The 22,925-nt window shown below is 56.3% G+C and carries 20 protein-coding genes and 1 CRISPR repeat array; of the genes, 15 read left to right on the top strand and 5 right to left on the bottom strand.

Going from position 1 to position 22,925, the window contains the following annotated elements; translation table 11 throughout:
* Nucleotides 1-12: 12 nt before the first annotated feature.
* The 15 genes from dop to cas2e all read left to right on the top strand — a co-directional run bounded on the left by dop (nt 13) and on the right by cas2e (nt 16,220).
* Entirely contained in the window at nt 13-1,512 is a 1,500-nt protein-coding gene (gene dop, locus Q7U76_18400) for a depupylase/deamidase Dop (GenBank protein ID MDO8358354.1), read from the top strand.
* 28 nt (nt 1,513-1,540) lie between these two features.
* The gene (gene prcB, locus Q7U76_18395) at nt 1,541-2,368 is read left to right on the top strand and encodes a proteasome subunit beta (protein MDO8358353.1); all 828 of its coding nucleotides are present in this window, start codon (nt 1,541-1,543) and stop codon (nt 2,366-2,368) included.
* Between the two features lie 2 nt (nt 2,369-2,370).
* Nucleotides 2,371-3,057, top strand: coding sequence for a proteasome subunit alpha (gene prcA / locus Q7U76_18390; protein MDO8358352.1), 687 nt, complete (start codon nt 2,371-2,373; stop codon nt 3,055-3,057).
* A 304-nt stretch (nt 3,058-3,361) separates the two neighbouring features.
* Nucleotides 3,362-4,738 carry a Pup--protein ligase gene (gene pafA / locus Q7U76_18385; protein MDO8358351.1) on the top strand — a complete coding sequence of 459 codons (1,377 nt, stop codon included), beginning with the start codon at nt 3,362-3,364 and terminating at the stop codon, nt 4,736-4,738.
* A complete protein-coding gene (locus Q7U76_18380) occupies nt 4,735-5,745 on the top strand; it encodes a M23 family metallopeptidase (GenBank protein MDO8358350.1) in 1,011 nt (336 codons plus the stop codon). Before pafA ends, Q7U76_18380 begins: the two co-directional genes overlap by 4 nt.
* 364 nt (nt 5,746-6,109) lie before the next feature.
* Nucleotides 6,110-7,096, top strand: coding sequence for a WYL domain-containing protein (locus Q7U76_18375; protein MDO8358349.1), 987 nt, complete (start codon nt 6,110-6,112; stop codon nt 7,094-7,096).
* 253 nt (nt 7,097-7,349) lie between these two features.
* Nucleotides 7,350-7,712, top strand: coding sequence for a hypothetical protein (locus Q7U76_18370; protein ID MDO8358348.1), 363 nt, complete (start codon nt 7,350-7,352; stop codon nt 7,710-7,712).
* Nucleotides 7,713-7,779: 67 nt separating this feature from the next.
* The gene (gene cas3 / locus Q7U76_18365) at nt 7,780-10,422 is read left to right on the top strand and encodes a CRISPR-associated helicase Cas3' (protein ID MDO8358347.1); all 2,643 of its coding nucleotides are present in this window, start codon (nt 7,780-7,782) and stop codon (nt 10,420-10,422) included.
* Complete coding sequence (gene casA, locus Q7U76_18360; protein ID MDO8358346.1) at nt 10,419-11,972, top strand: type I-E CRISPR-associated protein Cse1/CasA; 1,554 nt, start codon at nt 10,419-10,421, stop codon at nt 11,970-11,972. The genes cas3 and casA overlap by 4 nt, the downstream gene beginning before the upstream one ends.
* A complete protein-coding gene (casB, locus tag Q7U76_18355; GenBank protein ID MDO8358345.1) occupies nt 11,969-12,487 on the top strand; it encodes a type I-E CRISPR-associated protein Cse2/CasB in 519 nt (172 codons plus the stop codon). Before casA ends, casB begins: the two co-directional genes overlap by 4 nt.
* A complete protein-coding gene (gene cas7e / locus Q7U76_18350; protein ID MDO8358344.1) occupies nt 12,484-13,638 on the top strand; it encodes a type I-E CRISPR-associated protein Cas7/Cse4/CasC in 1,155 nt (384 codons plus the stop codon). Before casB ends, cas7e begins: the two co-directional genes overlap by 4 nt.
* 3 nt (nt 13,639-13,641) lie before the next feature.
* Nucleotides 13,642-14,322 (top strand): type I-E CRISPR-associated protein Cas5/CasD, encoded by a 681-nt coding sequence (gene cas5e / locus Q7U76_18345; GenBank protein MDO8358343.1) that lies wholly within the window; start codon nt 13,642-13,644, stop codon nt 14,320-14,322.
* A complete protein-coding gene (gene cas6e, locus Q7U76_18340; protein MDO8358342.1) occupies nt 14,309-14,983 on the top strand; it encodes a type I-E CRISPR-associated protein Cas6/Cse3/CasE in 675 nt (224 codons plus the stop codon). The genes cas5e and cas6e overlap by 14 nt, the downstream gene beginning before the upstream one ends.
* A gap of 24 nt (nt 14,984-15,007) precedes the next feature.
* Nucleotides 15,008-15,928 carry a type I-E CRISPR-associated endonuclease Cas1e gene (cas1e, locus tag Q7U76_18335; GenBank protein ID MDO8358341.1) on the top strand — a complete coding sequence of 307 codons (921 nt, stop codon included), beginning with the start codon at nt 15,008-15,010 and terminating at the stop codon, nt 15,926-15,928.
* Complete coding sequence (gene cas2e / locus Q7U76_18330) at nt 15,909-16,220, top strand: type I-E CRISPR-associated endoribonuclease Cas2e (GenBank protein MDO8358340.1); 312 nt, start codon at nt 15,909-15,911, stop codon at nt 16,218-16,220. The genes cas1e and cas2e overlap by 20 nt, the downstream gene beginning before the upstream one ends.
* A gap of 78 nt (nt 16,221-16,298) precedes the next feature.
* Nucleotides 16,299-18,889: a CRISPR direct-repeat array (repeat unit 29 nt; unit sequence GTGTTCCCCACGCGAGTGGGGATGAACCG).
* Between the two features lie 232 nt (nt 18,890-19,121).
* Here the strand turns inward: cas2e and Q7U76_18325 are convergent.
* The 5 genes from Q7U76_18325 to Q7U76_18305 form a co-directional block, all read right to left on the bottom strand.
* A complete protein-coding gene (locus tag Q7U76_18325) occupies nt 19,122-19,853 on the bottom strand; it encodes a hypothetical protein (GenBank protein ID MDO8358339.1) in 732 nt (243 codons plus the stop codon).
* Between the two features lie 199 nt (nt 19,854-20,052).
* Nucleotides 20,053-20,418, bottom strand: coding sequence for a hypothetical protein (locus tag Q7U76_18320; protein ID MDO8358338.1), 366 nt, complete (start codon nt 20,416-20,418; stop codon nt 20,053-20,055).
* Nucleotides 20,419-20,653: 235 nt separating this feature from the next.
* Complete coding sequence (locus tag Q7U76_18315; protein ID MDO8358337.1) at nt 20,654-20,914, bottom strand: hypothetical protein; 261 nt, start codon at nt 20,912-20,914, stop codon at nt 20,654-20,656.
* Nucleotides 20,911-21,138, bottom strand: a complete 228-nt coding sequence (locus tag Q7U76_18310; protein MDO8358336.1) for a hypothetical protein — start codon at nt 21,136-21,138, stop codon at nt 20,911-20,913. The genes Q7U76_18315 and Q7U76_18310 overlap by 4 nt, the downstream gene beginning before the upstream one ends.
* Before the next feature lie 372 nt (nt 21,139-21,510).
* A complete protein-coding gene (locus tag Q7U76_18305; GenBank protein MDO8358335.1) occupies nt 21,511-22,923 on the bottom strand; it encodes an HD domain-containing protein in 1,413 nt (470 codons plus the stop codon).
* Nucleotides 22,924-22,925: the final 2 nt, after the last annotated feature.

The raw sequence follows: 22,925 nt of genomic DNA, 5'->3' as shown, positions 1-22,925 counted from the left end.
GACGTCACACCTATGCAGGAATGTAACTCGTTGACGACTCCCCGCGTATTGGGAACAGAAACAGAGTTCGGCATTGCATCGCGCGATCCAGCCGCCGCAGACCCCGTGTCCAACTCCATTGCCGTCATCGGGCATTATCCTGGCCTGCCGGCTCCGTTAGCGGTCTGGGATTATGAAAATGAAAACCCGTTGCTCGATGCGCGCGGCTTCGAGGTCGAAGGGGAACCAGAGCGGCCTAATCCTGAGTACAATCGTCAGCTGAACAAGGTGCTGGCGAATGGGGGCCGGCTCTACGTCGACGGCGCCCATCCGGAATACTCCACGCCCGAATGCACCAATCCGCGAGAGATCGTGGCGTTCGAACGAGCCGGTGCGCACATCCTGGCTCAGTGCCTGGAACAGATGGCGCGCGCGACCGGGCGGGATCATTGTGTGCTGTACAAGAACAACTCGGACGGCAAGGGCAACAGCTACGGCTATCACGAAAGTTATCTCATGTCGCGTGCGGTGCCTTTCGAGCGCATCGTGAAGGTTTTGGCGCCGTTCTTTGTCACGAGGCCCATCTTCGCAGGGGCGGGGAAAGTCGGCGCAGAGAATGAGACCAGCCGTGCGGATTATCAGATCTCGCAGCGTGCGGATTTCTTCGAGTGCCTCGTCGACCTCAATACGATGGTCCGGCGCCCCATCGTGAATTCACGCGATGAGCCGCATGCGGAGCATGCCAAGTATCGGCGGCTGCACGTGATTGTCGGAGATGCCAACATGGCGGAACTGTCGACCTATCTCAAGGTCGGCACGTTGTCCATTGTGTTGGATCTGCTGGACGCCGGTGCCGATGTGCCCCAGATCGAGTTGGAGGACCCGGTTCAAGGCATCAAGCAGGTGTCGCGCGATTTGACGATGAAGGAGCCGCTTAGACTCATGGGGGGGCTGTCGACGACGGCGGTGGCGATTCAACGCGCCTATTTGAAGGCGGCCATGGGATACTATGCCTGTCACGACCTCTCACAGGTTACGAAAGATATTCTCGTTCGCTGGGAAGACGTGTTGGATAAGCTCGAACAGGATCCTCGGCTGTTGGTGCGCGAGTTAGATTGGGTGGCGAAGCGCCAGATGATGGAATCCTACATGGAGCGCAAGGGCTGTGGGTGGGACGATTCTCGCATTCGGCTCATGGATCTGCAGTATCACGACGTGCGCCCCGATAAGGGCCTCTACTTTACGCTTGAACGCAGTCATCTGATCGAGCGTATCGTGCAGGAAGCCGAGATTGCGCGAGCGGAGTTCACCCCGCCTCCGGGAACACGCGCCTATTTCCGTGGACGCTGTGTCAGCAAGTTTACGAAGTCGGTCTATGGAGCCAGCTGGACGTCGGTGCTGTTCGATGTTGGCAACAAGCAGGTCAAACGGGTGCCGCTGATGGACCCGCTTCGAGGGACAGCATCATTGACGAGTGACCTCCTCGATCAGGTTGACACCGTCGACGAATTGCTGGCGAAACTGAAGGCATGATGAAGAAGGATCACCCGCGATTCACATTATGAAATTGCCATTTCTTCCTAACCACGACGACCCGAGTTTCTTCGACTTTTTAACCCAGCACCACCCCGCGCTGACGCCGGCCGGCCGCAGCGGTTTTCTGTCGCCTCAGGCCGGGACAGAACCGATGCGAGGAGCCGGACCGATGACGGTCCCTCACGCCACCACAGTGCTGGCGATCAAGTATCAACAGGGCGTCGTGATTGCCGGAGACCGCCGGGCGACGGAAGGGTTTCAAATCGCCGAGCGCCGGATCGAGAAAGTCTTCAAGATCGACGACTATTCCGCGATGGCGATCGCCGGTGCAGCCGGTCCCTGCATCGAAATGGCCAAGCTGTTCCAGGTCGAACTGGAACATTACGAAAAAATCGAAGGGGTGCAACTCTCCTGTGAGGGAAAGGCCAACAAGCTCGGGCAGATGGTCAAGGCCAACCTGCCGATGGTCTTTCAAGGGCTGGTCGTCATGCCGCTCTATGTCGGCTACGACGTGAAGCGCGCAGAAGGCCGCATCTTTAAGTACGACCTCGCAGGCGGCCGGTACGAAGAGTCGGATTATCATGCCATCGGGTCGGGGGGGAAAGATGCACGCAATACGATGCGGGAACATTTCCTCAGGGGCCTGGCTGAGCCCGACGCACTCAAGTTAGCATTGCTGGCCCTGTACAATGCGGCTGACGATGATGTCGGCACCGGGGGGCCCGATCTGGTACGGGGCATTTACCCCACGGCGAAAATTGTGAACGAGCGCGGCATTACCGATGTGCCAGAGCAGCAAATCCGCAGCATCTATGACGGGTTGATCGCGACCCGCCGCTCCAAGGAGAACTAAGCATGCCGATGCCCTATTACGTCTCGCCCGAGCAGATGATGCAGGACAAGGCGGAGTATGCCAAGAAAGGCATCGCCAAAGGCCGTTCCATCATTGCCATCGAATATGTGAATGGCATTCTTCTCGTCGCGGAGAATCCCAGCGCCTCGCTCTATAAAATCTCCGAGATCTACGACAGCATCGCCTTTGCGGGGGCCGGGAAGTACAGTGAGTTTGAAAATCTCAGGAAAGCCGGTATCAGACATGCCGACCTCAAGGGATTCATGTACAGCCGTGAAGATGTGACGGCCCGCTCTCTGGCAAATGGCTACTCGCAAAGCCTGGGCACCATTTTCAGCCAGGAGCAGAAGCCTTTAGAGGTGGAAATCCTGGTGGTGCAGGTCGGGCATAACGGCCATGCGAACGAGATGTACCGCATTTCCTTCGACGGGAGCATCATCGATGAGCGGACCTTTGCGGTCATCGGAGGCAAGTCGGAGGCCGTGCAGGCTCTGTTAAAGGAGAAAGGTCTTACACAACCGCCTGAGCTACGAGAGGCCCTGTCGCTCTGTATTGCTTCACTTGAGCAGATTGGAAGCCAGAAGCTCTCGCTGGAATCGCTGGAAGTCGCAGTCCTCGACCGCACCCGCGAGGGCCGACGGTTTCGACGGTTGTCGCCTGCCGATACCAAACCCCTCCTCTCTATTTAGCCGGATGCTGAAAAAGCCCGCCAGCGCTCTCAAGCGCGCGACGGGTACGCCTAGCGCGACAGGCGCGACGAGCAAGCCCTGATTCCGAGTGTCTCACCTTTCCCGCCAGTCTCGCGTGTCTCGCTCGGCTATCCTGTCTGGTATTCTCCCATTCCCCAGACGCCGGACCTGTTCATTTCTATCGTGCCGCAATAGTTTTCCCGCAGCCTGCTAGTCTCACCTCATCGGCGGATCGTGTGCTTCTGTTGAACAAGGCGTGGCCTGCTGGTATTCTGTGCATACGCCTATGCTGGAACCAAGTCCTCTGAGACGACGGATCTTCGGTTTGGAGAATGAGTATGGTCTCATCTTTTCTCCAAACGGGAGGGTCTATCTTCCGATGGAGAAGGTCCTGGGCTATATTTTTGAAGGCCTCATTCCGAACAGTTGGCCTTCCAACGCGTTTCTGGCGAACGGGGCGCGCTTCTATCAAGACACCGGCTGTCATCCTGAGTATTCCACCCCCGAGTGCGACAACATCCGGGACCTCGTCATTCATGATAAAGCCGGTGAGCGGCTTCTGGAAGCCTGCTTGCCTGCGGCCGAAGAACGCTTACGAGAAGAAGGCCTGTCCGGCGAGATCTACATTTTCAAGAACAATACGGACTCCCTCGGGAATACCTACGGCTGTCACGAAAACTTCTTGATGCGCCGCGACGTCGATTTCTGGAAAGTCACGGAGCAGCTCATTCCCTTCTTCGTCACGCGGCAGATTTATAGCGGAGCGGGAAAAGTATTAAAAGTGTCCGGCAAGCCGCAGTACTTCATCTCGCAACGGGCCCAACATATTCACGAGAAGACTTCCTCCTCGACGACCTCCTCGCGCAGCATCATCAATACCAGAGACGAGCCGCATGCCGATGCAGAACGCTACCGGCGGCTCCATATCATCGTCGGGGACTCCAACATGTCGGAGTTCGTGACCTATTTGAAGGTTGGCACGGCGGCGTTGGTCCTGTCGATGATTGAAGAGGGGTACGGAGTCACGGGGATGGAACTCGAGGACCCAGTGAAAGCCATTCGGGAGATTTCTCGCGATCCGACGTTAAAGCGGAAGGTCAAGCTGGACGATGGCCGCCAGCTGACTGGCGTGGAAGTTCAACGGGTCTACCTGGATCGCGCGCAGGAATATCTGGCTCAACAAGAACACGATCCGGCCCTCGACGATGTGTGGAAGAAATGGGCCATGGTCCTCGATAAGCTCGAAGAGGACCCGATGCAGCTGGTGCGAGAAATCGATTGGGTGACCAAGCGGCATCTCATTCAATCCTATATCGACAAGAAAGATTGCGGCTGGGACGACCCGCGCGTCTTCCTGCTCGATCTCCAATATCATGATGTCAAACGGACGCGTGGCCTGTATTATCTGATGGAGTCGAAAGGGCTGATCGAACGGGTGGTGGAGGAGGACGCGGTGCAACGGGCCATGTCGATTCCGCCGCAGAGCACGAGGGCGAAGGTGCGTGGCGATTTCATCCGATTCGCCCGCGCAAAGAATCGTTCCTATACGGTGGATTGGACCTATCTGAAGCTCAATGGCTACTGGGAAGAAACGATCCTCTGTATGGATCCCTTCAGCGCCGTGAATCGGCGCGTGGACGAATTGCTCTCACAGGTGGGGGGGCTACGGCTGTACCGATGATGCTGACCGCGTTCAAACAGGCGCAGTTACGGATTTCACGATTGGACCGAACGCTGATCATGGCGGTCGTGTTGCTGTGCAGCGTTTTCCCCGTCGAGTTATTCCCGAACACGCCGCCTCCCCCGAAGGGCCTCGACGGCCAATACAGCGGCAAGCAGGGGCAGGTGCTGGTGGTGAAGGTGAAGGGCGAAGAGCAGGCGACGGAAGTGAAGGGCAGATTTCTTGAACGGACGATTCCATTTTTTCGGGAGTTTAGGCCAGGAGAGCCGGCCGGCTTTGTCGGGCTGCTCGGGATCGACATGCAGGACGATCCCGGGACCTATGAACTGGCGGTTGAAGTGAGACAGGGCGAACAGGCGAAGCAGCTGAGTTTCAACGTGCTGGTGGCCAAAGAAAAGTTTGCCGTCGAGCATCTGAAGCTGCCTAAAGAGAAGGTCGATTTGGACGAGAAGGCAGTGGCCCGTTGGAAAGCCGAGCAGGAACAAGTGAAGCAGGCGCTCGCGGAGAACTCACGGCTGAAACTCTGGCACAGCAACTTCGTGGAGCCGGTGAACGGCAAACGCACCGGGATTTTCGGCAGCGTGCGCATTATGAACGGTCAGCCGAGGAATCCCCATAATGGTGAAGACATCGGTGCACCGATGGGGGCCGATGTTGTTGCCACGAACGACGGAATCGTCCGCATCACCGTCGATCATATTTTCTCCGGCAGAGGCGTCTTCGTCGATCATGGCCTGGGTTTCTATTCGATGTACTTCCACCTGTCGGAGATCCTGGTCAAAGATGGTGACCTGATCACCGCGGGCCAAATCATCGGCAAAGTCGGGGCGACCGGCCGAGCCACTGGCCCGCATCTCCACTGGGGCGTCAAGCTCAACGGCGCCCGTGTGAATCCCTATTCATTGCTCGATCTGCCGTTCAAGAAGGGTGTAATGGCTCCTACTGCAGTGACAATTCCAACCCCTGAACCCCCGCCAACCCCACAAGCCGTTCCAGTCAGAGAATAGCCTCACAAGATGCTGGAAAAGTCCGCTAGGAAACGCTGAACGTGAGCAATGATCGATGAAATGATGTTCATTCAGCGTTCCGCGTTCATGGTTCAAATCGTCGGTATTCGCTCGCTGAACGGCCTTCGTGCGCATCCTGAGACTATTCAGCCACCGACACCATACGGAATGCGTCAACCGAGTTTTTCCGTATCCTGCTAGAAATCTATCTGCTGCGCGGATCTGTCCCGCAACCAGAGAGACCTGTCCCGCGTCCCGCCCTTCTCGCCCTGTTCTCCATAGCCAGAATTGGGGTTCCTTGCGTGACCATGGCAAAGCAGGTATCCTCTGTCGCCCTTAGGAAATCACCATTGAGAGGCGCTGGGTGCCACGAAACGATCAAGCCGTTCGCCAATTGGTGATTCTGCATAAGCTTGAAGCCTCCCGGCAGGGATTGACACTCGAACAATTGACCCGGGCGCTGGACCCTGGCTCAACCCGCCAGCCGCGCACACTCCGTCGAGACCTTGCCGCCATTGAAGCGACCGGCTGGCCTCTCGTCACAGAGCGTGTCGACGGTCAGGTGCGCTGGAAACTCCTTGAAGGGTTCCGCAACATCCCGGCGCTTCGCCTCTCTCCCACCGAACTCATGGCCTTGACGGTCAGCCGACGCCTCATTGCGCCGTTGGAAGGGACGGAGCTTCACACCTCGCTGCAATCGGCACTGGGCAAAGCTTCAGCGGCATTGACCCCACAGGGATTGGAGCTGGCGCAGCAACTCGAACACACCTTTTCGGTCGGACTCGGCCCGCATAAACGCTATCGGCATCATCGTGAGGTGGTTGAGCGGATTACGCAGGCCATCGTGCACAAGATGCGCATCCAAATGCGGTACGACTCCGCGTCCCGTGGCCGGATGACGCGCCGAGAGGTCGATCCGTACCGACTCTGGTACGCTTCGGGCGGGCTCTATCTCGTCGGCTACTGCCATCTGCGCAACGAGCCGCGCATGTTCGCGGTGGAGCGCATCAAGTCCGTGACGCCGACCGACTTGCCCTACCAGATACCTCTCCATTTCGACTTCGATGCATTTATCGAGGACTCCCTCACCGTCATGCGCGGGCCTCGCATGACCGTAGAGCTGGAATTCGATAAGCCGACAGCCGCCTGGGTCAAAGATCGTATCTGGCATCCCAGTCAGCAGCTCAAACGATTATCGAAAGGGCGCATGCAGATGACGCTTGCCGTAGCGAACAGCCGTGAAGTGGTGGGGTGGGTGCTCAGTTTCGGCAGCGGAGTGAAGGTGGTCGGGCCGGACTCATTGCGCACGGCGGTCAAGCAGGAAGCCAGGAAAATGTTCGAGGCCCTGTGACAGGACCTGTGTAAACGGGTCTGTCTGGTTCGTCTGGTCTATCTGGGTTGGCCCGTTCAACCAACACAACAGACCAAATAGACCAGAGCACCTTCTTTCTGGATTGACCCAGAATGTCACCCGCGATCTGGTCGAGGTATCGAAAGGGAGCGAGTATTGCGGCGAAGTTGCATGTCTCCATAAGGACCTTCGATGTCACAGTCGTCCAGTATCATAGGGACGGTACGATGAATCTGCCGACAAGGAGGCAATCATGAAATACAGCATGCTGCTTGCGACGATGTTGTGTCTGTGGACCACGCCGAGCAATGCCGAGATGGGCTTCGATCAACGATACGAGCGAGACTACAACATCTTCAACCCGGCCATGCAGTATCAACCGGACAACCCGCGCAATCCGGCCAATGCCTACGACCCCAACAGCGCGTTCAATCCCGTCAACCGTTACGATCCGGACAATCCCGAAAACCCGGTCAACAGATACAACCCGAATAATCCGTTCAATCCGGTGAACCAATATCATCCGGACAATCCGCTGAACCCGGCGAACAAGTATAACCCCAACGTGCCCTTTGCGCCGTTGGATGGAGGGAGCGGAAGGCAAAAGACACGGTAACGCATAGCAGTTGATTTATAGGGCGCATCCTCACAATGCAGAATCATTTGATCCCAATGGCTAGGTGATGAACAAAACACTGACAAACCATTGGGCGAAAACTTCCAAGGGCGTTGATGGTCGGTGGCATCCTCTTATTCTCCACATGTTGGATGTGGCTGCCAGTGCGGGAGCCATCCTGGAGCGAGAACCGGAGTCAACGCGCGAGAGGATGGCGGCAATTCTGGGAATGACGTGGGAGGATGCCCGCGCGTGGCTTTTGCTCGTGGTCGCTTGCCATGACTTGGGAAAGGCCTGTCCCGGGTTTCAATGCAAGTGGAAGAATCTGTCCGGCATGGCTGCTGGACGGAGTCCAAATACAGAGATCAACCATGCCTTTGTAAGCCAGATTGCCCTGTCGGAGATTTTACAGAAGAATAGCTGGCCGGAAGAATTGGCGGAACTAGTGGCCGATGCGGTGGGGTGTCATCATGGAGAGAGGGCTTCCCCAAGCATCCTTGATCGTCTGATGGGCGATAGGCGTGCGTTGGGGAAAGACGAATGGACTGAGGCGCGCCGCGGTCTCGTGGAACTACTCCTGGCGGTTCTCAATCCCACCATGACTCCCACGAAGCAGACTCTTACTGGCCCCGATTTCATGTTGCTGTCGGGCCTCACAAGCTTTGCCGACTGGATCGGCTCCAACGAGGATTGGTTTCCTTTTGGAACCGCTGAAGATTGCGATGATCTTCATGATTGGTTTCAAAAGCGCCGCATCAGAGCCAATCAGGCTCTAGATAGCCTTAGGTGGGAACCCAGAACTCCGCTCAGCACGGAGGCAAAGTCTTTCGAGGAAGTGTTTGAATTCGCTCCACGACCCTTACAGCAGGCGGTAGCTGATGCGTTGGCTGATTTGAAGATGCCAGCCATCCTACTGCTGGAAGCTCCCATGGGTGAAGGCAAGACCGAGGCGGCTTTTTTTGCACATTTGGAACTTCAGCGACGTTTTGGGCATCGCGGTTTATACATAGCCTTGCCGACCAAGGCCACGGGCAATGCCATGTTTACGCGAACGCTCGAATTTCTGCGGAGCCAAGGAACAAATCGACCACTCGACTTACAGCTACTGCATGGCGGAGCGTTGTTGAACGATACCTTCCAGGGCCTGAAAGTGTCTGGCATACACGACTCCAAAGCGGGCGGCGAGGTTCGCGCGGGAGAATGGTTTTCCAATAAAAAGCGGGCGCTGCTCTCAGAATATGGCGTCGGCACGATAGATCAGGCTCTGCTGCCCATTCTGCCGGTGCGACACAACTTTGTGCGACTGTGGGGTCTTGCGAATCGAGTGGTGGTCTTCGACGAGATCCACGCCTACGATGCCTACACGGGTACGCTTTTGGTTCACCTACTTCGCTGGCTTTTAGCGTTGGGCTCATCGGTGGTACTTCTTTCCGCGACCCTGTCTCCGTCGATTCGTCGCAAGTTGGCAGGTGTAGTTGGTTCTCACTTGCCGGAACCGGAGAAGCCATACCCACGCCTTTCCATCTTCTGTCCCGGTGAGAAGGTATACCAGAAACATTTCGAGGCCGATCCTGCGCGTCGTCAGACTGTCCGGCTACAAGCAATTTCACCGGACTTGTCTGGTCTGCGCACTGCGTTAGAGGAGCATCTTACCCGTGGCGGAATGGGGTTGGCGCTGGTCAATACGGTGCAGCGTGCGCAGGAGCTGTACCGGCTTTTCCCTGATGGCGAGTCTCTGGAGCGCGAAGGCATGCGTCTTGGCAAGCGGCTCTCCGATGGAACGGAAATTTTTCTCTTTCACGCACGTTTCCCAGCAGACAGGCGACAGAAACGCGAGGAGGAGGCGTTAGAGACCTTTGGAGAAGGGGGTAATCGAACTGGCCGAAAAATCCTCATCGCGACCCAAGTAGTGGAACAAAGTCTGGATCTGGACTTCGATCTGATCGCAACCGACCTCGCGCCTATCGACCTCGTGCTCCAACGCGCGGGGCGCTTGTGGCGACATGCGCGAACGTCCAGGCCTGTTTCCGAACCGATCCTTCTGGTCGCGGGATTAGCCGGAGACGAACCGCCATCATTCGGAAAACCTCTTTGGTGGGGCAAGGTGTACCGGGAAGATGTTCTCTTGCGAACCTGGTGTCTTTTGCAGGCGAAACGGGACTTGAGGCTGCCGGATGAGATCGATACCTTGGTGCAAAGTGTCTACGAAGAACAGACAACAATTCCAGAGTTTCTTGATGAGCGAATGAACAAAGCTGTGCGTGCAGAAGGAGAAGCCATAGCTCAGCGTCAGCAAGCGAACATGGCCATCATGGGGTTGCCTGACGACGCATCTTGGAATGATCCAGCGAAATACGTGCTCTACGACGAGGACGAACCGGGCGTGCATCGAACCCTCATGGCCCAGACCAGACTTGGCGAAGACTCGGTCGTCGCTATTCCATTGTGGTCGGAAGACGGTTTCGGCTCTGAGACGACGCCGGACTTCGTACAGTGCAAAGCGTGGTTTCTGCGAGCTGTGAGTCTTTCGCGCAAGGGGGTAGTCCAGCAACTCCGAAAGTTGGGAGTGCCAGAAGGTTGGAAAGAGTCGTCGCTCCTGCGCAACTGTTTTCCACTGCGGCTGAACGTGGATGGACGGTGGACAGAAGATGCCACCGTGCGACTCGATGAAGACTTGGGATTGGTGTATGAGGCAAAGGAGAGCGAATGAGCCGATTCAGCCTGATTGATGAGAAGTGGATTCCGGTTCGATTCCTCGACGGGACCCGTGGGGAATTGGGTATTCAGGACACTCTAATGCGGGCCAAGGAGATCACGGCTATCGAAGACCCGTCCCCGCTGGTTGTGGCTGGCCTGCACCGATTCTTGCTTGCCGTCCTGTACCGTGCGCTGGAGGGGCCTACTGACATTGACCAAGCCAAGAAGTTGTTCAGGGATGGGCTACCAAATGAGCAGATCACGGCCTATCTGAACAAGTGGCGGGATCGGTTCTGGCTATTTGATGAAGAATATCCGTTCGGACAAATTCCAGGGTTTCACCCAAAAGAATGGAAAGCTTGGTCAAAACTTGCTGCAGAGCATAACGCAGATAATGCAAAGGTTCTATTTGATCACCTGGATGTTGAGAGTCCCGGCCCTATTGCATTTTCCGCTGCTGCACGTTGGCTGCTTGCGGCGCAAACATTTGACCTGGCAGTTGCAAAGAGCGAATTTGTTCAGCCTTTAGACGCACCTTCCGCCAGAGCGGTTTTCTTCATTGTGCTAGGGGCAACTCTTCACGAAACCTTGTGCTTATGTCTCAAGCCGCAGGCCAAGCACATTAGCCAGGGTGATTCGGCGTTATGGGAAAGGAAGCCAGAAGCTGTAGAAGCCCTCAGGCGCGGGCTGCGCAGAACGATTTGTGGATATGCTGATCTGTATACATGGCGTTCTCGCACAATAGCTCTACAGGATGAAGGATGTGGCGCAATTCGGCGCCTAGGATTTGCGTCAGGGGTGAGTAGAACCGATGGCACTACGTTCACTGATCCGATGCTTTCCTATCAGGAAAATCAATCACTGGGACTCGTGCCTCTCAAATTTCGCGAGAATAGAGATTTCTGGCGAGATTTTGATTCGGTCTTGCCAGGAGGGAACAGCAAAACCCCACTAGTGATCGAGAATGCCATCTCACTCTGCCGATCTGAAAAAGATAGATGGCCAATTGGAGTTTATGTGTGTGGACAAAAGACCAAAAGTGGTCAGGCAAAGGTGGATTTCTGGCGCAGCACACTATTTGTATTGCCTCGAGCGTTGTCCAGGGAGGTGGATGTCAGGTCCTCCATTCGGTCGATTCTTGTTGCGACAGAAGAAACTGAAAGTGTATTGCGTTCTGCCCTATGGAACTTCTACCGCTTCATTTTAATTCGTGGCCACAGAGAGAAGAGCACAAGTTTAAGAAAAGAGGAGAGAGCACAGATAAGCACAATGGCTGATGCCGCCGCTCCAACTCATATCTATTGGTCCAATCTTGAGTCCGCCTTTCACCACATCCTGAGCGAATACACTCCCGACTATGACTCTGAAGGCATCCACTCTCAGTGGCTCAAATCAGTACGGGATACTCTGGGAAAAGCATGGGAACAGCATCGCGCCTCAGTCTCCATGGGCGATGCCTGGGCCATCAGAGCGCTGGTAAAAGCCGAAGGGCCTGTACGGGCGAAGCTGAAAGAACTCGACGAGGAAATCCTCAAACTCACACCGGCGATGGAGGGGACATGAGTGGATTCATTGAGTGGCTGGAAGGCCTCAACAAGAAAGATACCAAGGTCAGGGCGGTGTTGCGACGTAGCCTGGCGTTTGATCCGGGAGCCTTCGTACCTGCTTATCCCTATGTCGAGCCGTTCTTGAAGGGTGAGAATAATTCCTGGCGGAGGGAAATGCTTTACCTCGTAGCTGGTCTTTGGGCAGCCCACTGGCGGGAAGGCGGTCTCGGTACCCCGATGACTATTGGAAAGGCATGTGCGGCTCATTGGGCGGCAACTGGCTCCACCAGCACCGAACGCCGGTTCATCACGTTGCTTGATTCCGATAATGATCAATTGCCTCACCATCTGCGTCAGATGGTTGCTCTGCTCAAAGATCAGCCCATAGACTTCGAGGCCCTTCTGACAGGTCTTGTGTATTGGAATGACGATAGAAAGCGCACTCAGAACGCGTGGGCGCAAGATTTTTACCGAAACATACAAGATGACATGGAAACAGAACCCACTATCCAAGAGGAGAAAACCGCATGAAGACCTTGATCGAGATCCATGCCCTGCAACATTTCGCCCCCTCGAATCTGAATCGCGACGACACTGGTGCTCCCAAGGATGCTTGGTTCGGCGGTACCCGCCGTGCGCGGGTTTCTAGCCAGTGCCTCAAGCGGGCAGTGCGCAGCTATTTCGGTGAAAAGAAAAGCGAGGGGTTTTTTAGTCCCGATGAACTCGCGGTGCGAACCAAGCGGGTGTATCAGGCCATTGCCGATCTGCTGGGTGATAAGCGCGCAAAGGACGAAACGTTGGCCAAGGCGGAAATCGCCTTGTCATACGTCAAACTCAAAGCTACTGAAGGGGGAAAGACTCAATACCTGCTCTTTCTTGGTCAGAAAGAAATAACAGCTTTGGCCGACGCGATTCATCAGTTTTGGGATCAGATTGTTCCTGAGGCGATAGAAGCTGGTGGAAAGACCAAAGGGAAAGGGAAAAAGGCGGCTGCTGGCAGTGCGCCGAAGGAAGTTCATGACCGCATAGACTCCATCTTCAACGGCGGTAAAGCCGTGGATGTGGCGCTTTTTGGGCGCATGCTGGCGGATATGCCTGAAAAGAATCAGCACGCCGCATGTCAGGTTGCCCACGCGATTTCGACCCATGCGGTCGAACGGGAGTTCGATTTCTATACGGCTGTGGACGATCTGAAACCAGAAGACACGGCTGGCGCTGACATGATGGGAACGGTGGAATTCAATTCGGCCTGCTTTTATCGCTATGCGGTGGTTGATTGGGAAAAATTAAAAGACAATCTTCAAGGCGACGCAGAACTTTCGGAAAGAGGATTGAAGGCATTTCTTGAAGGCTTTGTGATCGCAGAGCCAACCGGCAAACAAAACACCTTTGCGGCGCATAATCCGTCGGAGTTTGTGGCTGTGTCGGTGCGTCGCAACACTGCGCCGCGCAACCTTGCCAACGCCTTTGAAACGGCTCTTCGTGTGGGCAAGGATGAATCGTTTACCAAGAAGTCTGCGGAGAGACTTGTCGAGAAAGCAAAAAAACTGAACGCTGTGTACGGTGGTGACGGACAAACCTTTGTGTTGAACCTCACGGAGACCAAACTTGATGGATTCGGAACATCGGTTAGCACGTTGAAGGAACTGCTGGAGAAAAGTCTCCATGCTGTGAAGGAGTAAATCATGTCCACCCTGTTGCTACGATTCATAGGCCCCATGCAATCGTGGGGGACGACCAGTCGCTTCGATCAGCGCGATACAGGGAAGGAACCCAGCAAGTCAGGTGTTGTGGGCCTGCTTGCCGCTGCAATGGGAATCGATCGCGAGAATTGGGATGATCTGGAACCGTTGACGCAACTTTCCATGGGTGTCCGTCATGACCGGCCGGGAGTTCCAAAGCGTGATTACCAGACTGCGCAGCACATCATTTCTGCTGATAGGTCGAAGATCCACGATACGGCTGTGACTACGCGAGACTATCTGGCCGACGCAGCCTTCCTGGTTGGGTTAGTAGGCGAAGACCGTACGTTTTTGGAACGAATACATGCTGCACTGCGCGATCCCGTCTGGCCTCTAGCTCTGGGCAGAAAATCCTATGTACCCTCCGAGTCGATCTGGATGGAGAACGCTGTGCAGGATGTACCGTTGCGCGAGACTTTGGCGCGGTGCCCGTGGATCGCTACGCTGCGGAAATGGGAGGAACTGCCTGAGAAGTTATTGGTCTCTTTCGAGTCCGAGGACGGTTCGGGCGTACTCAAAATGGACCAACCGCTGTCATCGTTTGCCGAACGGCGCTTCGGCGCGCGGTTTGTACACTCTGAATGGATTCCTTTCCCTCAGGGGGTGACGCATGTTTCTGCATAGAATCCATCTCGACCCACGCTGTCGTGAGGCCCGGCGCGATCTGGCAGACCCGTATCAACTCCATGCCACGCTGTGTCGCGCATTTAGCCCTCCGGATCGTAAATGCCCGGAAGGAGAAATTCTGTGGCGGCTTGAGCCGGAGACCGGTTCCGATGGATGTCCACGGGTTCTCGTTCAGAGTCGGACGATCCCAGACTGGGAGGGCATAGGTGTAAAAGGATGGCTAGCGAAGACCGATCCTTCTGTTGATGTGAAGAGTCGTTTGAAACTCAATGCACTCGCAATCGGCCAGCGCTTTCGTTTTAGATTGCGAGCCAATCCTTGCGTCACTCGTGCTGGCAAGCGGTTGGGCTTGCTGCGACTAGAGGAACAAGAACAGTGGATTACGCGAAAAGGCCACTTGCACGGGTTTGCACTTCCACTACTGTCCTCCTTCGATCTTTCAGAAGTGGGGCCAGATCGGATTGATGTACGGGTTTATCAAGAACAGATGCTCAGTGGCACACAGCAGCACGGCAACGCGATCCGTGTCTTTTCGGTTTTGTACGATGGTGTCATAACAGTGACCGACGCGGACGCATTTGTGAAGGTACTGCATACGGGTATCGGGCATGGCAAAGCCTTAGGGCTTGGGCTCCTCTCCGTGTCACCGATAGCATGACGTGAAAAGGATTGGAGTCTTTGCATGGCTGACATTCTGCCCCCGCTCAAACCCATTGCCATCAAAGAACGTCTGTCTGTGCTCTATATTGAGTATGGTCAACTCGATGTCCTCGACGGGGCCTTTGTGGTGGTGGATAAAAACGGTGTACGGACGCATATCCCTGTTGGGGGTGTCGTGTGTTTGATGCTGGAGCCTGGTACGCGAGTATCTCACGCAGCCTGCGCCCTGGCGGCTCGTGCAGGTACGTTGCTGGTATGGATAGGCGAAGCCGGTGTTCGACTCTACTCGGCTGGCCAACCAGGAGGCGCCCGCGCAGATCGCCTTCTCTACCAAGCCAAGCTGGCGCTCGATGATGAACTGCGCTTGAAAGTGGTCCGGAAAATGTACGCGCTCCGGTTTGGCGAGGAGCCGCCCCAGCGCCGCTCTGTGGATCAGTTGCGCGGCATTGAAGGCGCACGGGTGCGTGAGACCTACAAACGCCTCGCGGCCCAATGCGGTGTGGAATGGAAAGCTCGTAACTATGACACCAGTGAATGGGACAAGAGTGACTTGCCGAACCGCTGCCTATCTGCCGCCACATCCTGCTTATATGGCGTCACCGAGGCCGCTGTCCTGGCCGCTGGGTATGCGCCTGCCATCGGCTTCATCCATACCGGTAAGCCGCTCTCCTTCGTCTATGACGTGGCCGATGTCTACAAGTTTGAAACTGTCGTACCATTAGCCTTTCGCATTGCAGCCAAGAATCCGGCGAATGCGGAACAACAAGTTCGCCTGGCCTGCCGCGACAGTTTCCGTGAAACGAAGCTGCTAGAGCGCATCATTCCTGGCATCGAAGAGATGCTGGCGGCGGGAGAAATTCAACCGCCAAAGCCGTTCGAGGAGCAAGTTCTTCCGGCCATCCCCAATGAGGAGAAGATCGGCGATGCTGGTCATCGTGCTTGAAAACGCGCCGCCTCGACTACGCGGGCGGCTTGCCATCTGGCTATTGGAAATTCGTGCTGGTGTGTATGTCGGGAATTATTCAGTCAAAGTGCGGGATCATATTTGGGAGCATGTGAAGGCTGGTCTTGGGGAAGGGAATGCCGTGATGGCATGGCGCACCAATAACGAAGCTGGCTTCGACTTCGTCACGTTGGGAACCAACCGCCGAATTCCCGTAGAAATAGACGGCGCAAAACTCGTCAGCTTTCTTCCAGAGTACGACGAAGATGCTTCAAACCCACAACCTTCATGATGCGTGCCAGGCTCAGAGAAATTCGGTGGATTTTAAGGGCGATGGATTTGCTTGGTAAAACAATTGGCTAGAAGAAGTGTGTTCCCCACGCGAGTGGGGATGAACCGTGATATCGTGGTTGCAGGATCGAATGGACGCCGTGTTCCCCACGCGAGTGGGGATGAACCGCTGTGCCCGGACGTGGATCGGTTGGCTATTCTGTGTTCCCCACGCGAGTGGGGATGAACCGTCTAATTCCGAACTGAGGTGACCAATGTGGACGTGTTCCCCACGCGAGTGGGGATGAACCGACATCCATCGCGGGCACAGTGCGGATCTCGGAGTGTTCCCCACGCGAGTGGGGATGAACCGCATACCCTTTCGGGAAACTCGACGGGGCTCGTGTGTTCCCCACGCGAGTGGGGATGAACCGCCTTGGCAAGGTTGAATTAGGCATCGTGCATTGTGTTCCCCACGCGAGTGGGGATGAACCGCGCAGTGCGGCTGTGCATTGACGAGAAGATTAGTGTTCCCCACGCGAGTGGGGATGAACCGTTCGATTAGCTGAACCGCACGAATGTTGGATAGTGTTCCCCACGCGAGTGGGGATGAACCGATTTTCCGTCTGTCAACAATGCGGCCTGGATCGTGTTCCCCACGCGAGTGGGGATGAACCGCACCACGTCGATATCAAAATTCTCCCCACTGAGTGTTCCCCACGCGAGTGGGGATGAACCGGGTCGTTGGTCAAAATTTTCTGCTCGAAAAAAGTGTTCCCCACGCGAGTGGGGATGAACCGACAGCGGAGCACATGTGATGAATCGGTGTACTGTGTTCCCCACGCGAGTGGGGATGAACCGCGGGTAGAGGGGTAGCCTCTTTTTCATGTGGAGTGTTCCCCACGCGAGTGGGGATGAACCGTCATTGCACCCCACTGCAATCGTGTTATGGTGGTGTTCCCCACGCGAGTGGGGATGAACCGTCGTGACATTCTACGCCTGTGTTAATCGACTCGTGTTCCCCACGCGAGTGGGGATGAACCGGTGATGTAGATTCTCGTTTTCGGGGGGTAAACGTGTTCCCCACGCGAGTGGGGATGAACCGGGATTTATGGTCAAATTGTTAATACTATAGCAGTGTTCCCCACGCGAGTGGGGATGAACCGGTCGCGGAATATGCAGAACGGATGCAAGCAGGGTGTTCCCCACGCGAGTGGGGATGAACCGCGTTTTAGGATGGTCAAGGAAATCTAGGTCTAGTGTTCCCCACGCGAGTGGGGATGAACCGAATGCCCCAAGTCGCCCAACCCTGTCAATGTTGTGTTCCCCACGCGAGTGGGGATGAACCGTAGGTACATCCGTGCTCGATGGCCTTTCCTCTGTGTTCCCCACGCGAGTGGGGATGAACCGACCTTTCCTTCACATGAGGATCGTGCCAGGTGGTGTTCCCCACGCGAGTGGGGATGAACCGACGGCTTGGAGTTGCAAGTGATGGATGTGAACGTGTTCCCCACGCGAGTGGGGATGAACCGGAACTGCGCATGAGCCTGACTGAACTCGACGAGTGTTCCCCACGCGAGTGGGGATGAACCGCTGGAGCACGCCACCGCCCGGCTGCTCTCGCTGTGTTCCCCACGCGAGTGGGGATGAACCGTTTTTGATCGAGTTCCCCTTGACCACGCGGGTGTGTTCCCCACGCGAGTGGGGATGAACCGGCCGTGGGTGCGGATGGATTCTGCCAGGCTCTGTGTTCCCCACGCGAGTGGGGATGAACCGGTACACCGGACCCCTCCCTCTCGGATTGGAACGTGTTCCCCACGCGAGTGGGGATGAACCGTCTATTTCCAAACTGAGGTGTTCAATGTGGACGTGTTCCCCACGCGAGTGGGGATGAACCGTTCTCATTGAACGGAGTCGTTCCGGTGCCGATGTGTTCCCCACGCGAGTGGGGATGAACCGGCGATTATCCGACATGGGCATACCGGGCAAGCGTGTTCCCCACGCGAGTGGGGATGAACCGGAATCGCGTGACGTGAAATCGTGGTAGTCTCCGTGTTCCCCACGCGAGTGGGGATGAACCGGCGGCGGTGGTGGTCTGGGATGTCGTGCGCGGGTGTTCCCCACGCGAGTGGGGATGAACCGCTGTTCTGGGAATGGAACAGGCAGGAGCCAGAGTGTTCCCCACGCGAGTGGGGATGAACCGCCGACCCTTTCGGGCAATTCAACGGGGCTAGTGTGTTCCCCACGCGAGTGGGGATGAACCGCCCGATCATCTGAGAGGAAGTCGGAATACCAGGTGTTCCCCACGCGAGTGGGGATGAACCGCCATGCCGAGGCGTTTGCCATGATGGCCAGCTGTGTTCCCCACGCGAGTGGGGATGAACCGTAGGGGATACGGGAGAGTTTTCCATTGCTCGAGTGTTCCCCACGCGAGTGGGGATGAACCGGCGATGAGTACGTGGGAGAATCGGAAGCTGGCGTGTTCCCCACGCGAGTGGGGATGAACCGCATGATCGGGTCACGACGATGGGCGCAACTGGGTGTTCCCCACGCGAGTGGGGATGAACCGTGATAGAACGACTCGCTCGCCTCGGCATTGCCGTGTTCCCCACGCGAGTGGGGATGAACCGGATTGGAGCAGCCCATGACGAAAGCACAGGCCGTGTTCCCCACGCGAGTGGGGATGAACTAGGTCTGGGCAACCGCTTGCCGGGAGACATCGTAGCGCCCGTCCTTCGGGACGGGCGAGGATTGAAACCGGCTCACGCGGGGAGGATCTCTGGGGTCGTTGCTTGACGTGACACCATGTTGTCGGAGTCTTGCGTGATCGATGTGACGCGATGGTTGCAACTGCAGGCGATCGCCGAGTCGTCCGTTGGAGGGGGGTGTGGAGAAGGGAGCGCTCAGCGGTTTTGATGCGAGCTTAGTAGGTGAAGGCGCTTTTTCCGATCAGAAGGAGGCCAGAGGCAAGGAGGAATCCAGCGAGGATCGTTCTATAGCGGTCTCGATCGAGTTTGGAGTACAGGGTATGTTCGACGACGGCAAATGCCCCCAGTCCGACTAAGGCCAGGGGGATAGTCTGTGTCGATGCCTGAGTGATCGGGTGAGAGGAGTTCAGCAGTAACAGCAGCTGGATGAATACAAATGTTCCATAGGTCGCTGCCGTTGTGGCCCGTGCGGTGTGTTTGTCGTAGGGTTTGGTCTGAATCAGCGCGCTCAGCAACGAGCCTCCGAGACTGGTCAGCCCTTGCACGGCTCCCATGAGCGCGCAATAGACGCCTTCGTGTCGCATGAGGTGTGTCAGGATAGTATTGGTACGAGACGAGATGTGTTGCAATGCGACGAGAATGAGGAGCACCCCGATGATAGGGCCGATAGCAAGATCGATGTGGGTAATAACGAGTGAGCAGGCAATCACCCACGGAAGACTCACAAGTAGGCTGAATCGATAGAACCTCCAATCGACGTGTGCGTAATACAAGACGACCTGGAGGAGATTAATCGCAAGCGCGATGGGCAGCAGCCATTCGAGGATCGTCAGGTAGTCATATCCTAACAAAAGAAGAATGGGCGTGCCGAATAGGAGGAGTCCTACGCCGAATAACGCATGAATTGCAGCAGTTCCAGCGACAATGAAGAAAACCGTGAGTGCCATAAAATCCGGGGAGGGCTCTTGGAGTGGATGGTGTGATCGGCTTGTACCAAATCTGGTCGTAATGCGCAATGGCGGGGAGCGAGTCTTGCGGGATGTGTGCAGTTGCCGGATCGATGTCGTCGCGTAGGCGAGCCCGGTGTGAACGGCTGTTCGAGCGAAGCTTGGCGCAAACCAAGTTGCGTAGCCGAGCAGGCCGGCGCTACTTGCCGGCTTCCATCATTCCATTCAGCAGATTCGGCAGGTTCTCGGCGTTGGGATGGTTCTTCATGGCCTGACCGATGTCGTCGAGCAGGGGACCGGCTTCGGGGTTGAGGCCTCTGATCTTTTGATCCAGATTGCCCGACATCAATTCCTCGTGCATCTGTGCGTCGGTCAGCTTTCCGTCTTTCACATTCTGTTGCAGGATCTTTCCTAACGCCTCAACCTTCTTCATCGTGTCAGGCGGCAGTTCCCCTAGCAGCTTCAGGATGCCGGCTTGGTTCTGTCCGCTAAGTGGCATTTGCGCGTGAGCGCTATCGATCACGAGACAGAGTCCCAGGAATAGGAGTCTGAAGAATACCTGCATGATGGTCCTCCGCGCAGATGGTGGTCGTCATGGATACCGCTGTCGTCAGTATTGCAGTGCAGCCGCAGGCTGTCAGCTTTCTCTTCAAATCCATCTAGGGCTGTGCCGGAGGCTGAGCGCATGTTGCCGTGCAGCGGGAAGGCGCGAGCTGGGTGGCGATGGCGTACTCGGTCGGTCTCCACGCATCCTCCGACCTGTCGCATACGTCGCTTACAGCATGCTGCGCGTGGGCCGTTTAGAGCCGCCGCTCATAGGTTTGGTGGTTGCCAATCCAGAACCACGTGATGGTGTCTTCGTCCACAATTCCCAGCGCACGATAGCCGAGTGTGATGCGGACCGACCATACGCGGTCGTCGTGGTTCACGCACTTAAAGTGGAGGGAGGGGTGAGCGGGGGATTGTTTCCAGAGGAAGAAGGCCTTTCGCGCGGCCTGTCGAATGTGATCGGGAAGGCGATAGTACGCTTCCCAAAAACTGGGTAGCGTGAGGGAGGTCAAAGCTTGTTGAAATCCATCGGAGCAGCCTTTCCTGCTAGGACTTCTGCTCGGGCATTACGAGCCGCTGCGGCGAGCATATTCTGGCTTCCCTGAAATAATGTATCCCATTGTGCATCATCGTTCGATTCGGCGACAAGTTGACGCAGGGCTTCGAGTACCTGCATCTGCGCCTCTTCCGGCAAGCGTTCAAGCAACTTCATGGCTGTCTCTGTGGTCTGACTCATGAGGAACCTCACTTGTCTCAGTACTGTAGCAGAGGTTCGTTTAAACTTCCAGGCGCGTGCGAATCTTCAGGAGGGGATTGGTTCCTTCTTCCTCAGAACAGGGCATGGATGTCTGGTTTTTCAGGTCAGTGCTTCGCATTTTCGTTTGCGTTCTCAAAGGCTGTGTCGTCGGCTGAGCGCACGTTGCCGAAGGAGCGGGTTGCCCACCGAGGCTTGGCCGAGAAGGAAAGCTGGAACTGACTGAAGCCTGCGATTGTCAGATCGCAGCGGAAGGAATTCCAGAAGGGTTCCACTCGGCCGAGCCCGGAAGGGCTGCTCCGAGAGGCACGAAAGCGAAGCCCTCCGGCCCAGCCCGCCTTCCGATTCGTCATTCTATTCGAGACTCGACGGGGTCTTGTTCAGCACCGTCGCCGTGGCGCGGGAGAGGGCTTCATCGTGGTCATGGTCGAGGGTATAGACGCGGAATTGGACCAGGCGTGTGGGCAGTAGGTCGAGGAACTCTTCTAGTGGGTCGGTCGAGACGCCTTTGGTGCCGGGGTCATACACATAGAGGGGATTGCCGCGCCGGTCTTTGGGGTCTGGCCTTGGGTCGAGCGGCGCCATGTCGACGCGGAACTCCACTTTTTTGAGCTTTGCCGGTAATTCTTTTTTGATCTGTTCTTCGAAGTGCGCGTGGCTGGGAAAGTCCATGCCTCGCTCCTGGCCCTTTTCTTTGAGCACGGTGCTATAGGCCATTTTCCATTTCACGTCGCGGACGAGAATCCGCTGCCATTCCGCGCCCAGGCGCCGTTCGGTCGCATGGCGTGAGGTCTTCCATCCCCGTACCTGTTCCAGTAGAGACCAGTCGGTCAGCATCAGGTACTCCTCCATCTTCTTGCGGGGGTCGTGGGGGAAGAGGAGTTTCATGGTGTCGCCGAAAATGTCACGGAGGTGGATGTCGATGGCGCGTGTGGTCCGGTGATAGTAGACGTTGGAATAGAGATACATCCGGGTGTTGAGGAACATCTGCAGGGCCGGAAGGCCGGTCTTATGGATCGTGAATCCCTTGTCCGTGATGATCGTGTAGTGAATGAGTCTGGAGAGATCGACCGGGCCGACTGCGACCCCGCACATATAGGAGTCGCGCAGGACATAGTCGAGGTTGTCTGCGGTATAGCTGCCGGAAATGACCGGTTGCAGCATGTTGAGCCATCGGGGAATGCGGGAGTTGTCTTTGCCCTTTTCCTTGAGGATCACATGGGCGATCTGGTCGGGGTTGAGTTCCTCGCCTTTGGTGAAGGGGCCGGACGGGCTGCGCCTGATCTTGCGGATGATCGGGCCCAGATGGTCGCGGATGATGATCTGCCCGAGTTTTTCATGACTGGCGCCGAAGGCGTGCAAATAGTTGTCGTCGAAGAAATGGCAGAAGGGCCCATGGCCGATGTCATGCGCGAGCGCCGTGACGCGGAGAAATTCCTCGACATAGTTCGCTGAGGGGACGTCTTTGACCGCTTTCTTGAGAAACGGATAGAGATGCCGTGCGAAGCGGCCTGCCACATGCATGGTGCCGAGCGAATGGACGAAGCGGGTATGTTCCGCAGAGGGGTAGACCCAACGGGCGCTTTGAAGCTGATAGATATAGCGCAGGCGCTGGACCCAGGGGGAATCGATCAGATCCTTTTCCGTCCGTTCGTGCGGGTCCGGAGTGGAGAATGGCACGGTGAAGGAGACGTATTGGTGGATGGGATCGGCGATCAGTGCCGACCCATCATAGGGAGCATTGGAGTGATGACCGGATTCAGTCATGC

It is taken from the genome of Nitrospirota bacterium, assembly GCA_030645475.1.
Taxonomy (GTDB): Bacteria; Nitrospirota; Nitrospiria; order Nitrospirales; family Nitrospiraceae; genus Palsa-1315.
Note: the sequence above shows the minus strand (reverse complement) of the source record. Positions and strands in the feature narration are given on the sequence as shown.